Source organism: Conexibacter sp. CPCC 206217 (assembly GCF_030646165.1).
Taxonomy (GTDB): Bacteria; Actinomycetota; Thermoleophilia; order Solirubrobacterales; family Solirubrobacteraceae; genus Conexibacter.
In genome coordinates, this window is sequence record NZ_JAUTDO010000001.1 from 454,055 (window position 1) to 466,508 (window position 12,454).

Sequence of the window (12,454 nt, forward strand, 5' to 3'; positions counted from 1 at the left end):
TCAGCGTCGCTGGATCAGGCGGACTGCGCCGCCATCGCCTGGCGGATCGGCTTTGGCAGCATGAAGCGGACGTCCTCCTGGACGACCTCCAGCTCCTCGACCGTCTCGGTGCCGCGCGCTCTGAAGAACTCGACGAGCCGCTGCACCAACTCCTCGGGCGCGCTCGCGCCGGAGGTGATCCCGACGATTCTGCGGTCGACGAGCCACGACTCGTCGACCTGGCCCTCGTGGTCGATCAGGTGCGAGTCGGTCCCCAGCTCGCGCGTCACGTCCACGAGCCGTTGCGAGTTGGACGAGTTCTGCGAGCCGATCACCAGCACCAGGTCGCACGCTCTCGCGAGCTGCTTGACGGCCAGCTGGCGGTTCGTCGTGGCGTAGCAGATGTCGTCGGTGCGGGGACCGGTGATGTTGGGGAACTTCTCGCGCAGGCGGGCGATGATCGTGCGCGTCTCGTCGACCGACAGCGTCGTCTGCGAGATGTACGCGACCTTGTCCGGATCGCCGATCTCGAGCTGCGCGACGTCCTGCTCGGTCTCGACGAGCACGATGTGGTCCGGTGCCTCGCCCATCGTGCCCTCGACCTCTTCGTGCCCGGCGTGGCCGATCAGCACGATCGTGTAGTCGTCGGAGGCGAATCTGACGGCCTCGCGGTGGACCTTCGTGACGAGCGGGCAGGTCGCGTCGATCGTCTTCAGGCCGCGCGCGGCGGAGTTCTCGTGCACGCTCGGCGCGACGCCGTGGGCGGAGAAGACGACCGTCGAGCCCTCGGGCACCTCGGTCTCGTCGTCGACGAAGATCGCGCCGCGCGAGCGCAGCTGCTCGACGACGTGCTTGTTGTGGACGATCTCCTTGCGCACGTAGACCGGCGCGCCGTGGAAGTCGAGCGCGCGCTCGACCGTCTGGACGGCACGGTCGACCCCGGCGCAGTAGCCGCGCGGGGATGCCAGGAGGATCTTCTCGGGAGCGGGACGCATGCGACTCGACACAGTGTAGGCGACCGTCTACGCTCGGCCCGTGGCCATGGTGCGCAACGACGCCGGGGGGCTCTCGCCGAAGGAAGAGAAGTCCGGCACCAACAAGTGGGTCGAGCTGATCGGCATCGTGATCTTCGCGTTGCTGCTGGCATTCGTGATCCAGCTCTTCCTCGTGAAGACCTACCGGATCCCGAGCGGCTCGATGGAGCCGACGCTCGACATCGGCCAGCGCGTGCTCGTCAACCGCATCGGGATGCGCTTCGGCGACCCGAAGGTCGGCGACATCGTCGTCTTCCACCCGCCGGCCGGGGCCGACATACAGCCGGCCACGTGCGGCGCTCAGGGCGAGGGCAACGGCAGCGCGAGACCGTGCTCGGTGCCGACGCCCGAGGAGTCCGACCAGACCTTCATCAAGCGCGTCGTCGGCACCGGCGGCGACACGATCTCGATCCGCGACGGCCACGTGATCCGCAACGGCAGACTCCAGAGAGAGTCGTTCATCAACGCGTGCGGCGGCGGCTTCGGCTGCAACTTCCCGGGCACGATCACCGTGCCAGACGGCAGCTTCTACATGATGGGCGACAACCGCGGCGCGTCCGACGACAGCCGCTACTGGGGGCCAGTCCCGAAGGACTGGCTGATCGGCACGGCGTTCGCCACCTACTGGCCGCCGAAGCGGATCGGCGTCTTCTGACGCAGCAGCTCGACGAGCGCCTCGCCGGTCGCGTCGAGGCTGCGCACGTCGACCTGGTCGAGTCTGTCGCAGGCTCTGTGGAAGCAGTCGTAGTCGAAGTCGATCAGGTCGATCGCCTGCACGCCCGCTCTCGTGAACGGGGTGTGGTCGTCGTAGATCTCGCCGGCGGTGTCGTCGGGGAAGACGCGCTCGACGCCGGCGCGCGCCGCGGCGGCGCGCAGCGCCTCCCACGTCTGCTCGTCGGAGCTGCCCTCGCGCGGCAGCTTCAGGTCGGGCTGGCCGACGAAGTCGACGACGATCGCCGCGCCCAGCTCGTCGGCGTGCGCGCTGGCGTACGCCTTGCTGCCGCGCAGCCCGGTCGCGTAGAAGTCCGCCTCGTCGTCGGGCGACTCCTCGCCGTCGAACAGCACGAAGCGCAGCTCGGGCGCGCCGGCGGGGCGTCTGATCCGTCTCAGCGCGCGCGCCAGCTCCAGCACGACCGCGGTCCCGCCCGCGCCGTCGTTGGCGCCGGCGAAGCCCGGTACGCCTCTGATCACCTTCGTGTCGTAGTGCGCGCCGATCACGATCGCGGGCTGGCTGCCGGGCAGCGTGCCGACGACGTTGCGCAGCCCGCCGGGCACGGCTTCGAATCTGCCGTTCGGAAGCTGCGTGCGCAGCCACGCGGCGAGTCTGCGCGACGCGGGCGAGCCGGCCGGCCGCGGCCCGCGTCTGACCTGCGCGGCGACGAGCGCGTGGGCGCGGTCGCCGTCGAAGCGGTCGACGCGGGCGGCTTGCGTCGTGCGCGCGCCGGCGTCGCCGCCGGAGCCCGACAGGATGATCGCGGCGACGATCCCGATCGCGCCGCAGAGGAACACGGGCAGCAGCGCCCATCCGAGTCCGCGCGTTGCCATCGGCACAGCTTGTCACGCCGGGGCGGCGCGCAGCCGCGCGCGCGCCGTGCACGGTGACGAACTGGTGACACGCCACCTGTTCGCGTAAGAGGACTTCCGGGGATACGCTTGAAATTCCGGACCACTGAGAAGAGCTGCTGGGGAGGCATCACCGCGTGGCGCAGGAACACCTCGACCGACTGACCGCCGTGGACGCCTCGTTCCTCCACCAGGAGGACGCCGCGTCGCACATGCACATCGGCGCGGTCACGATCTTCGAGGGGCCGCCCCCGCCCTTCTCCGCGGTGCTCGACCACATCCGCAGCCGGCTGCGGTTCGTCCCGCGCTACCGCCAGAAGCTCGCGTACCCGCCGCTCGACAGCGGCCGCCCGCTGTGGGTCGACGACCCGACCTTCAACCTCGAGTACCACGTCCGCCACAGCGCGCTGCCGCATCCCGGCACCGAGCAGCAGCTCTACCGGCTCGCCGCGCGGATCGGCTCCCAGCAGCTGGACCGCTCCAAGCCGCTGTGGGAGTGCTGGTTCGTCGAGGGGCTCGAGAACAACCGCTTCGCGCTGATCTTCAAGACGCACCACGCGCTCGTCGACGGCGTCTCCGGCGTCGACCTCGCGACGGTGCTGTTCGACCTGCAGCCGGTGCCGCCCGCGCTCGACGGCGAGCCGGAGAACTGGCAGCCGCGGCCGGAGCCGACGAGCGCCGAGCTGGTCGCCGCGGGCGTCGCGGGGCTGGCGCGGACGGCGTTCGACATAGCCGCGAAGGCGCTGGAGGCGGCGACCCATCCGGGCAGCGCCGTCGATGCGCTGAGAGAGGCCGCGGAGGGGATCGGCGAGATCGTCTGGGCCGGTCTCAACCCCGCGCCCGAGACGCCGCTCAACGTCCCGATCGGCCCGCACCGCCGCTACGCGATCGTGCGCAACCAGCTGGCCGACTTCCGCTTCGTCAAGAGCGCCTTCGACGCGACCGTCAACGACGTCGTGCTGGCTGTCATCTCGGGCGCGCTCGGCAGCTGGCTGCGCTCGCGCGGCGTGCGCACCGAGGGTCTGGAGCTGCGCGCGCTCGTGCCGGTCTCGATCCGCGCCGAGGGCGACAGAAACCAGCTCGGCAACCAGATCGTGCTGATGCGCGGGCCGCTGCCCGTCTACATCAAGGACCCGGTCGCGCGGCTGCGCTTCGTCAAGGAGGCGATGGACGGGCTGAAGGAGTCCAAGCAGGCGGTCGGCGCGAAGGTGCTCGCCGACGTGCAGCAACTGGCGCCGCCGACCGTGCTCGCGCAGGCGTCGCGGATCCAGTTCTCGACGCGCCTCTTCAACATCCTCACGACGAACGTCCCCGGCCCGCAGTTCCCGCTCTACGTGCTCGGCCGCGAGCTGCAGGACCTCTTCCCCGTCGCGTTCCTGCCGAAGAACCACAGCCTCGCGATCGCGATCATGTCGTACAACGGCGGCGTCAACTTCGGCCTGCTCGGCGACTACGACGCGCTGCCCGACATCGACATGATCGCCGACGGCATCGCCGACGGCCTGGCGGAGCTGAGACGCGCCGCGCAGGCGAAGCTGGCGCGCGCCGCGGGGGCGAAAGCGGTCGTCGGGGCGGTGACCGACGGTGCGAGAGCGAGACGTGGAAGAGCAGCTGCCGAAACGGTGCCCCCGGTGCCTGCTGCGGCGACGGTTGCGCCCACGACAGAGGAACCGCAACTGCTCCCACGCGGTCCGGTCTCGCGTCCCGACGGTCCCGGTGCCGCGATGCGCGCCAGACGGCGTCATCCGCCGAACGGGAACGGCAACGGGAGAAGCTAGCGGCGCGGCTGGGCGCTGTCGCCGTTGCGTGACAACGGCGCGGTGGCGCGCGGCATCCGCAGGACAGCGTCGAAGCGGCGCGGGCGCGGCTCGCGGTTGCCGGCGCGGTCGAGCGCGCGCGTGACGAAGCCGTAGCGCTCGCCCGGCTCGCCGCGGAAGACGACCGTGCGCGTGCGCGGCCGCAGCCGCACGCTCAGCTCGACGTGGCGGTCGCGCAGCCGCACCGCGACCAGCCCGACCGACGCGAGGCCGGACGCGACGACACCGTCGGGCGCCTCGTCGCTCGCGCTCCAGCGCAGCTCGATCGCGCCGGCGACCGGATTCGCGCTGACGTGCGAGAGCGGCGCGCGCAGGTCGGTCGTGCGGGCGCTGGCGAGCGCGCGCTCGGCGTCGAGGATCCCCCAGCCGAGGTCGCGGTTCCAGCCGCCGCCGGGGCCGCGGCGCGCGGTCCGCTTCAGCAGCGTGACGACCGCTCTGCCGCTCATGTCGGGGTTCAGCGCGCGCACCATCGCGGCCGTCGCCGCGACCTGCGGCGCCGCCATCGACGTGCCGGCGAGGTAGCCGTAGCGCGGGTCGCCGTCGATGCTCGTGCGGCAGTCGCAGGGATGCGCGGCGTCCTGCTCGTAGCGCGTCGGGTTCGCGGGGAACGCGCCAACGATCCCGCGCGGTCGGGATCCGGGCGCGCCCGTCGTCCCGTAGGCGGCGAGCGAGATCTGCGAGCCGTAGCCGGCGAACGGCGCGCGCTCGCCGTCGTACGCCGCGGCGGTCACGCTGAGGCCGATGCCGGCGCCGATGTCGGGTCCGGTCCCGCTCGGCTGCAGCACGTTGGAGGGATCGCCCTGCTCGCGCACCGGCTCGTCGGCGGCGGCCGCGACGAGCACGACGTCGCGCTCCGCGGCGTACTGCAGCGCGCGCTTGATCGCGACGCTCGCGGGCCGGCTGCCGTCGTCGCCGAAGCTCATGTTGATCGCGTGCACGCCGCGGTCGGTCGCGTCGACGAGCGCGGCGGCGATCGAGGCGTCGCTGAGGTCGGTCTTCTCGACCACCAGCCGGCAGTCGTGGCCGGCGCCGGCGATCCCGGCGCCGTTGCCCGTCACGGCGCAGGCGATCGAGGCGACGTGTGTCCCGTGGCCGTCCGCGTCGACTCCTGCCGGCCCCTGCGAGAGCGTCCACTGCTGGTCGACGAGCGCGTCGACCTTCGGCGACAGCTCCGGATGGGTCGCGTCGACGCCGGTGTCGATCACGCCGACGAGCGCGCGCTCGCCGCGCGTCACGTCCCACGCGCTCGGGAAGCCCTCTCGCAGCAGCGGCCAGGCCAGCGGCGTCTGCGCCGGCAGCGGCGAGGCGGGCGTGCCGGCGAACGGGTCGGGCAGCGTCAGCGCGGGATCGTCCGCCAGCTCGCGCAGGCGCATCCGCAGCTCCGGCTGCGCGGACTCGACGCCCGGCTGCGCGGCGAGCCGACGGGCGGCGTGCGCGGCGTCCTCGCCGCGGCGCGGGCGCACGGTCACGAGGCCGATCTGGGGTACGTCAGGGCCGGCGTGACGCGCGCCGGTGCCGGAGCCGGCGAGCGCGGCGCGCACGAGCGGCCCGCCGGCGTGCGGCTTCGTCAGGACGAGGACGCGGCCGGTGGAGGGTTGGTCAGCGGCCGCAGCCGGCGCGCTGAACGCGGCGCCGGCGAGGAGGACGAGGCCCGCGACGCGGCCGCGTGCGCGAGCTCCGACTAGAACCCGAGCGCGAACTTCGCGTCTTCGCTCATCCGGTCCGGAGACCACGGCGGCGAGAAGACCATCTTCGGGTTGACCTCTTCGACCTCGTCGAGCTCACCGACGAACTCGATCATCTGCTCGCTCACCTGCGGGCCGATCGGGCACGCGGGCGTCGTCAGCGTGAAGGTGATGTTGACGGTCCCGCCGTCGACCTCGACGTCGTACACGAGGCCCAGCTCGACGAAGTCGAGACCAAGCTCCGGGTCGATCACGTTGGACAGCGCGTCGTTGACTTCTTCGATCGTGGTCGGCACGCAAGTGAGTCTAGCCGACCCCTCCCGAGCGCTCGCGCGCGCGGTCGACCAACGTGAGAGTCCACTTATGTAGTTGCACGGGACGTGAAGGTTTCGTTAGGTTCGCGCGCATCGTCGACTACGTCGAACACCCGCCCACGCTGCGCTGCTCCGGCGACGAGGACCGCGCGACGCAGGCACGGCGCCGCCCCGCGTTGGCGCGCGCGATCAAGGCGCCGGCGGATGTCGTGATCGACCTCGCCGAGCTGACCTGGGCCGACGCCTCGCTGATGCTCGACTTCGTGATGCTGGCGCGCCGCCTGCGCGCGAGCGGCCGCAACGTCGAGCTGCGCAGCGCGCAGCCGCAGATCGTCGCGCTGATCGAACTGGTCGGCCTCGACCGCCTGCCGGGCGTGGACGTCGAGCGCCCGACGGCGCGGATGCCGTCGAGCCTCGCGGCGACCGCCGCGCGGCTGCGACTCGCACACGCGTAGCGCCGGTACGGCCAGCCCCCTGTCCGCCCTGCTCCGGCACGGGTAGCCTGTCAAGCACGATGTTCATCCTGCTCCTGCTGCTCTTGATCCTGGTTCCGATCGCGGAGCTGTACGTGATCATCCAGGTCGGCCAGGCGATCGGCGCGCTGCCGACGATCGGCCTGCTGATCCTCTCCTCCGTCCTGGGCACGATGCTGCTGCGTTCGCAGGGCAGGCTCGCGTGGCGGCGCTTCCGCAGCGCGATCAACGCTGGCCGGGCCCCGACGCGCGAGGTCGTCGACGGCGCGCTCGTCGTCGCCGGCGGCGGGATGTTGATCGTGCCGGGCTTCATCAGCGACTTCTTCGGCCTGCTCCTGCTGCTGCCGCCGACCCGTGTGGCGGCGCGCAAGCTGCTGCTGAGCGGCGCGCGCGGACGGCTGCTGATGGCGGCGACGAGCATCGGCGGAGCATCGCGCGCCCGGGCACGGCAGGATTACGACGTGGACTCCACCGCACACGACGTCGATCGCCCCGGCCCACAGCTGCGCGGATGATCGGCCCCGAACACGAAACGCCTCGCCCCGCCGCGGGCGAGGGATTCGGCGACGCCGTCACGTACGCCTTCGGCGACCCGGCGACAGACATCTACGGCAGCGTCCGGCTCGGCCTGCTCGACGGCACGCCGCCGCGCGCGACCAGCATCGTCCTGCTGTTCCACGCCGGCGAGGTCGCCGACGTCTCCTCCTCCGGCGCGGTCGACGTCGCGCAGCTCGACTGGACGCGCGTCGCGGCCGGTGACGCGGTCGCGGAGATCGTCGAGCCGCTGCGCTCCTGGCGCGTGACCCACGACGGCGACGGCGGCGGCTTCGAGCTCGGCTTCGAGGCGCTCGGCCCGCCGGCCGAAGTCGGCCAGGGCGAGATCGCCAGCAGCGCCGCCGCGATCAACGGCTACGAGCAGCTCTGCCGCGTGCGCGGGACCGTCCGCGTCGGCGAGCGCAGCTGGAAGGTCGACTGCCTCGGCCAGCGCGGCCACACGTGGGGCACGCCCGACTGGCAGCGGATCGAGCTGTCGCGCACGCTCGGCGTCTGGCTCGACGACGAGTTCGGCGTCGCGCTCTCCTCGGTGCGCCCGCGCGGCGCCGCCGGCCACGAGGAGGAGGTCGTCAGCGCCTTCCTGCTCGACGCGGACCCGGTCGCGATCGACGACCCGCGTCTCTCGACCGCCCTCGACGCGAGCGGGCGCCAGCTGCGCGCCGGCCTGGAGCTGTGGGTCGACGAGGAGGGCGAGGAGGGCCCGCTGCGCGGCGCCGGCCAGGCCCTCTGCGGCACGACCTTCGACCTCGGCGAACTGCGACTCGACTGCTCCTTCTTCACCTGGCAGATGGAAGGGCGCCGCGGCGTCGGACGCTACGACCTGCTGCAGCGCAGATGAGCCGCATCGAAGCGATCGTCTCCGACTTCGGCGGCGTCCTGACGACGCCGCTGATGCACGCCTTCGCGGCGCTGCAGGACGCGCAGCAGATACCGCTGGAGCAGTTCGGCGCGGGCATGGCGCGCGCGGCGGAGCTGCACGGCGGCGTGAACCCGCTGTTCGAGCTGGAGAAGGGAACGCTGAGCGAGCGCGACTTCGTGCTGCAGCTGAACGCGGGACTCAGCGACGTCGTCGGCCGTCCGATCGACCTCGACGGCTTCGGCAACGACTTCTTCGCCGCGCTGCACCCGAACGAGGAGCTGTTCGCGTACATGCGCGCGCTGCACGGGCGCGGCTACCGGATGGCGATGCTGACCAACAACGTGCGCGAATGGGAGCCGCTGTGGCGCGCGATGCTCCCGATCGACGAGATCTTCGAGCTGGTCGTCGACTCGGCGTTCGTCGGCATGCGCAAGCCCGATCCGGCGATCTACCGGCTGCTGCTCGACAGACTCGGGCTGCCGGCCGCGACGACGCTGTTCGTCGACGACCTGCAGGTCAACTGCGAGGCGGCACGCGAGCTGGGCATGCACGCCGTCCAGTTCGAGACGACCGAGCAGACGATCGCCGGCGTCGAGGCGCTGCTCGACGGCAACGTGCCGAGCGGCGCGGCGCGCTAGTTCTCGGAGCCGAGCCGGTCCCAGCAGTACAGCTCGACGCACTCTTGCGCGAGCTCGCGGCAGCGGGCGTCGGACAGGAACGGCAGCACCATCTCGAGCGACTGCTCCTCCGCGACGCCGGCGTCGAACGCCTCCTCGCCGCGGAAGCCCGCGGCGATCTTCAGCGCCTCGCGCCGGTTCTCGCCGAGCGACGAGAAGACATTGACGAGGAACTCCTTGTTCGCGATCGGATGGCCGACCTCCAGGGAGGCGTGCCAGGCCGCGAGCATCGACAGATCGTGCTCGTCGAGGTCCGCGACCGCCTTCGCGTAGTGCGAGTCGAGCTCGGTGTCGGGAATCTCGTCGACCCACGCGCGGACGACTTCTCCAAGCAGCTGTCGACGCGCCTCACGCCCAACGGAGTTGGCGATTACGCGAATGGCATTCTGCGGCTCGATGAAGCAAAGGGACATCGGGGCTCCCACGTCGTCACAGATCGGGGACTTGATCGTGCAGGACTGTACGGCTCGGTGCAGACGGCAAAAGTTTCGAGCTGTGAGAATCGTCACGATCCAAAGTCATGACGTAAATGTCGTTGCAGAAGCGACGGCTGCGCCCGAGGGTGGCGCGGTGCTGGATGCCGCCCCATTTCTGCGCGCCCTCGGCCGCGCGCTGCGCGATCGTCGTGAGGAACTCACCCTGACACAGGAGTCGCTTTCACTGCGGACCGGCGTCCCCCAACGACGGATCTGGGAGCTCGAAGCAGGGATCGGCAACCCGACCGCGCGCACGTTGCTGCGTCTCGTGTCGGGACTGGACATGCCCTGCTCCGCGCTGTTCGCCCGCGCCGAGCAGATCGCCGATCTGCCGGAGGCCGCAGCAAGGGCCGAGGACTGAGCGTGTCGCGCCGCCGCTGATCAACTTCTTTTACGACGTTTGCGTCGTAAGCCGAACGCTGCCAACATGGTGAACGCTGTCGTTCATGGGAAGCTCGACAGCGGGGACGAACGCAGGTGTCAGCAGCAGATGACGTGAGTTGGGCACGTCCCCGAGTCCCACGTGGCGGCCGGGGGAGTCGCTGGTGGTGGGGACGCGCACAGTCGTGGTGGCGGAGGTGCAGATGCAGATGCGAGTCGTGACCAAGCAGGAAGACGTCGAGCGCGAGCCCGACGTCGCCGGGGCGCCGGTCGCCTCGGTCGTAGAACGGGGCCTGTTCAACTCGGCGCTCGACTTCTACGGAGCGGCCGGGGCGGTGATCGACTACCGCGGCACCGACCACCCGCAGCTGCGCTGGAGCCTCGAGGGGCTGCAGGGCGTCCGGGAGGCGATGGACGCACTCGAACGGCGGATCGGAATCGCCCTTCGCGCCGGTTTCTCGACTGATCGAATCGTGCGCGTCACGCGTCTCGAACCCGATGTCGTCGCGCAGATTGTCGAGCGCCAACGCGCCGGGATCCAGGACTGAACGGCTGGCGGCGGCCGCGCGTTCGCGCGACCGCCGCCTGGTCCTCGTTCGCTACTTCACGCGGACCGAGACCGCCGCGGAGGTGGTCGTGATGAACGGGTACGCGCCCTGTCTTGGCACGATCGCACGGAACGCGAAGCGGCCCGAGGTGGTGCGGAAGCGGTAGCGCGTGCGCCAACTTCCCGCGCGCGTGGTGCGCAGCGTGCGGAACGTGCGCCACCCGTAGCCGCGTTGGTAGCCCTGCAGCGTGACGAGCAGGCCGCCGGCCGGGATCGACTCGCCGCCGGCCTTTCCGCTGATCGTCACGATGCGCTTTCCACTGACGACGCTGCGGTCCGTCCTGATCGTCAGGGGCGCCAGCACGTCGATTCTCACCGCGTTCGAGGTGCGGAACGCGTTGCTGTCGCCGAACGGGAAGTAGGTCAACTTGACGGTGCGGCTCGGGCCAGGCGGAAGCGTCAGCGTGAAGCGGCCGCCGGCGCCGCTGCGCACGAGCCCCCGCGCCGCCCAGCGCCGTGCGCCGACGCGTCGCAGGACGTTCAGCCGGGCACCGGCGATCGCCCTGCCGTCGGCGCCGGTGATGCGACCGACGATCGTCCAGCGCCTGTCGCGCTTGGAGCGCACGCGCTGAGCCGACCCGCCACCGGCGCGTCGCAACGCGATCGTCACGCGCGCCTGCGCCGATGCGCCCGTGCCGTTCGGCGCGCGCCCGGTCTGGTCGGCGAGCGGGTTCTGCAGGTTCGGCACGCCGCCGATGCCAGGCGCGGGCGCACCGTCGCCCGACCGTCCGCCGTCGCCGGCACGATCCGCCCCACCCCCGCCGCCGGCACCCGGCCCGTCTCCGACGCCAGGCCCGTCACCAGAGCCCGGGCCGTCGCCCGCCCCTGGCCCGTCGCCTGCGCCTGGGTCGTCCCCGGAGCCCGGATTGTCCCCGGTGCCAGTTCTGTCGTCCGGATCCGGATCGGACGGCACGGTTCTGCCGTTCGAATCGGCGACGACCGCGCTGGGCGCGGAGCGAGCGGTCGCCGAGCCGTTGCCGTTGGCGGCGACGACCTCCGCGACGATCCGGTGATAGGCGTCCGCGACGGCCGGGTTGTACTGGGTGCCACCGGCGCCCGTGATCGCAACGCAGGCATCGCCGGTGTCGTCACAGCGCAGCCAGCGATGCTCCAGCCCGGTCGGAACCACGTCCCACTGCCCATCGCCAGCAGTGAGCCCGCCGCCGACCTTCGCCTCGCCCGACAGCGACGGAGGCGCGAGCGAGATCGGCGCATTGTGCGTCGTGACGACGCTGGTCTCGGGCGCCGACACGTTCCCGGCAGCATCCTCGACGCTCACTCTGATCGTGTGCAGCCCGTCTCTCAGCGTCCGCGTGTCGATCGCGACCTCACCGGTCGCGTCGCTCGGACAGGGCTGCGGCGCCGCAAACTCATACGCGTCCGCGTTCCCGGGCTCCACATCCCCACACTGCCCCGCGTTCCCATCCACGACCGCCCGCCCGACCTCCACATCGTCAATCACAACAATCGACCGATACACCCCACTGCCAGTGTCGTGGGCGGTGAGGTCAAGGCTGATCGCTCCCCGGATTTCCTCAGCCAGACTGTCGACGGCGATCGTGGGACGGCGCGGGTCAGACAGCACGAACGTCGCACGAGCGATTGTCACCATCGATCGGCCTGGTTCACACGCACCTTCGCCCATCAGCTCCCAGCAGCTGAGACGGAAATGCACTGACGCCCAGCTTTGTCTCTCGTACTCAACGACCGGAGCAGATTCTCTGCGTACCACGCCGGTCGAGGCCCCTCGCGCCTCCAAGTCGTTGCCAGACTCGTCGTCATCGTGCCAACTGTCATATCGGTAGGGACGTCCGTTTGAGTCGTCAGTAAACGGCCATTCCAGCGTGTATGAACGCACGATCTCGGCCGAGACGATCTTGGTGTCCAAAGCGCTGGTGAAGCTCATGCTGAGGCGCGAAGCTGCTCTAACGGGCAGTTGCGCGTCACCGAACCGCAGTTCAAGTGGCCTCTCAGCGGACGTGCACCGCTCAACGGCTCCGACATCCGTATCGGGCCACGGCGATGGCATAAGCC

The 12,454-nt window shown here is 71.1% G+C and carries 14 protein-coding genes; 8 read left to right on the forward strand and 6 right to left on the reverse strand.

Translation table 11 applies throughout. The features are described from left to right. Nucleotides 1–14 precede the first annotated feature (14 nt). On the reverse strand, nt 15–974 hold the full coding sequence (locus Q7L65_RS02180) for a 4-hydroxy-3-methylbut-2-enyl diphosphate reductase (protein ID WP_304718576.1): 960 nt from the start codon (nt 972–974) through the stop codon (nt 15–17). Between the two features lie 46 nt (nt 975–1,020). Between Q7L65_RS02180 and lepB the strand changes: the two genes are divergently transcribed. Further along, nucleotides 1,021–1,668 (forward strand): signal peptidase I, encoded by a 648-nt coding sequence (gene lepB, locus Q7L65_RS02185; RefSeq protein WP_304719129.1) that lies wholly within the window; start codon nt 1,021–1,023, stop codon nt 1,666–1,668. On the opposite strand, the gene Q7L65_RS02190 is transcribed toward lepB, so the two are convergent. After that, the gene (locus Q7L65_RS02190; protein WP_304718577.1) at nt 1,635–2,558 is read right to left on the reverse strand and encodes a M28 family metallopeptidase; all 924 of its coding nucleotides are present in this window, start codon (nt 2,556–2,558) and stop codon (nt 1,635–1,637) included. The genes lepB and Q7L65_RS02190 overlap by 34 nt on opposite strands. Before the next feature lie 155 nt (nt 2,559–2,713). Between Q7L65_RS02190 and Q7L65_RS02195 the strand changes: the two genes are divergently transcribed. Further along, nucleotides 2,714–4,354, forward strand: coding sequence for a wax ester/triacylglycerol synthase family O-acyltransferase (locus tag Q7L65_RS02195; RefSeq protein ID WP_304718578.1), 1,641 nt, complete (start codon nt 2,714–2,716; stop codon nt 4,352–4,354). Here Q7L65_RS02195 and Q7L65_RS02200 read toward each other — a convergent pair. After that, nucleotides 4,351–5,934, reverse strand: coding sequence for a S8 family serine peptidase (locus Q7L65_RS02200; RefSeq protein ID WP_304718579.1), 1,584 nt, complete (start codon nt 5,932–5,934; stop codon nt 4,351–4,353). The two genes, Q7L65_RS02195 and Q7L65_RS02200, sit on opposite strands and share 4 nt — an antisense overlap. Nucleotides 5,935–6,074: 140 nt before the next feature. Beyond that, nucleotides 6,075–6,374, reverse strand: coding sequence for a metal-sulfur cluster assembly factor (locus Q7L65_RS02205; protein WP_304718580.1), 300 nt, complete (start codon nt 6,372–6,374; stop codon nt 6,075–6,077). 53 nt (nt 6,375–6,427) lie between these two features. Here Q7L65_RS02205 and Q7L65_RS02210 point away from each other — a divergent pair, with 53 nt between their 5' ends. The 4 genes from Q7L65_RS02210 to Q7L65_RS02225 are packed head-to-tail and all read left to right on the forward strand — an operon-like array spanning nt 6,428 to nt 8,917. Continuing rightward, complete coding sequence (locus tag Q7L65_RS02210) at nt 6,428–6,847, forward strand: lipid asymmetry maintenance protein MlaB (RefSeq protein ID WP_304718581.1); 420 nt, start codon at nt 6,428–6,430, stop codon at nt 6,845–6,847. A gap of 59 nt (nt 6,848–6,906) precedes the next feature. Further along, nucleotides 6,907–7,380: an FxsA family protein gene (locus Q7L65_RS02215; protein WP_304718582.1), complete on the forward strand. Its 474-nt coding sequence runs from the start codon at nt 6,907–6,909 to the stop codon at nt 7,378–7,380. Beyond that, nucleotides 7,377–8,258 carry a hypothetical protein gene (locus Q7L65_RS02220; protein ID WP_304718583.1) on the forward strand — a complete coding sequence of 294 codons (882 nt, stop codon included), beginning with the start codon at nt 7,377–7,379 and terminating at the stop codon, nt 8,256–8,258. Before Q7L65_RS02215 ends, Q7L65_RS02220 begins: the two co-directional genes overlap by 4 nt. After that, a complete protein-coding gene (locus Q7L65_RS02225) occupies nt 8,255–8,917 on the forward strand; it encodes an HAD family phosphatase (RefSeq protein WP_304718584.1) in 663 nt (220 codons plus the stop codon). The genes Q7L65_RS02220 and Q7L65_RS02225 overlap by 4 nt, the downstream gene beginning before the upstream one ends. On the opposite strand, the gene Q7L65_RS02230 is transcribed toward Q7L65_RS02225, so the two are convergent. Then, entirely contained in the window at nt 8,914–9,465 is a 552-nt protein-coding gene (locus Q7L65_RS02230; protein ID WP_304718585.1) for a hypothetical protein, read from the reverse strand. The two genes, Q7L65_RS02225 and Q7L65_RS02230, sit on opposite strands and share 4 nt — an antisense overlap. On the opposite strand from Q7L65_RS02230, the gene Q7L65_RS02235 reads away from it, so the two are divergent. Continuing rightward, nucleotides 9,452–9,793: a helix-turn-helix domain-containing protein gene (locus tag Q7L65_RS02235; RefSeq protein WP_304718586.1), complete on the forward strand. Its 342-nt coding sequence runs from the start codon at nt 9,452–9,454 to the stop codon at nt 9,791–9,793. The genes Q7L65_RS02230 and Q7L65_RS02235 overlap by 14 nt on opposite strands. A gap of 229 nt (nt 9,794–10,022) precedes the next feature. Next, entirely contained in the window at nt 10,023–10,361 is a 339-nt protein-coding gene (locus Q7L65_RS02240; RefSeq protein WP_304718587.1) for a hypothetical protein, read from the forward strand. Between the two features lie 51 nt (nt 10,362–10,412). On the opposite strand, the gene Q7L65_RS02245 is transcribed toward Q7L65_RS02240, so the two are convergent. Then, nucleotides 10,413–12,326 carry a carboxypeptidase-like regulatory domain-containing protein gene (locus tag Q7L65_RS02245; protein ID WP_304718588.1) on the reverse strand — a complete coding sequence of 638 codons (1,914 nt, stop codon included), beginning with the start codon at nt 12,324–12,326 and terminating at the stop codon, nt 10,413–10,415. Between the last annotated feature and the right edge of the window lie 128 nt (nt 12,327–12,454).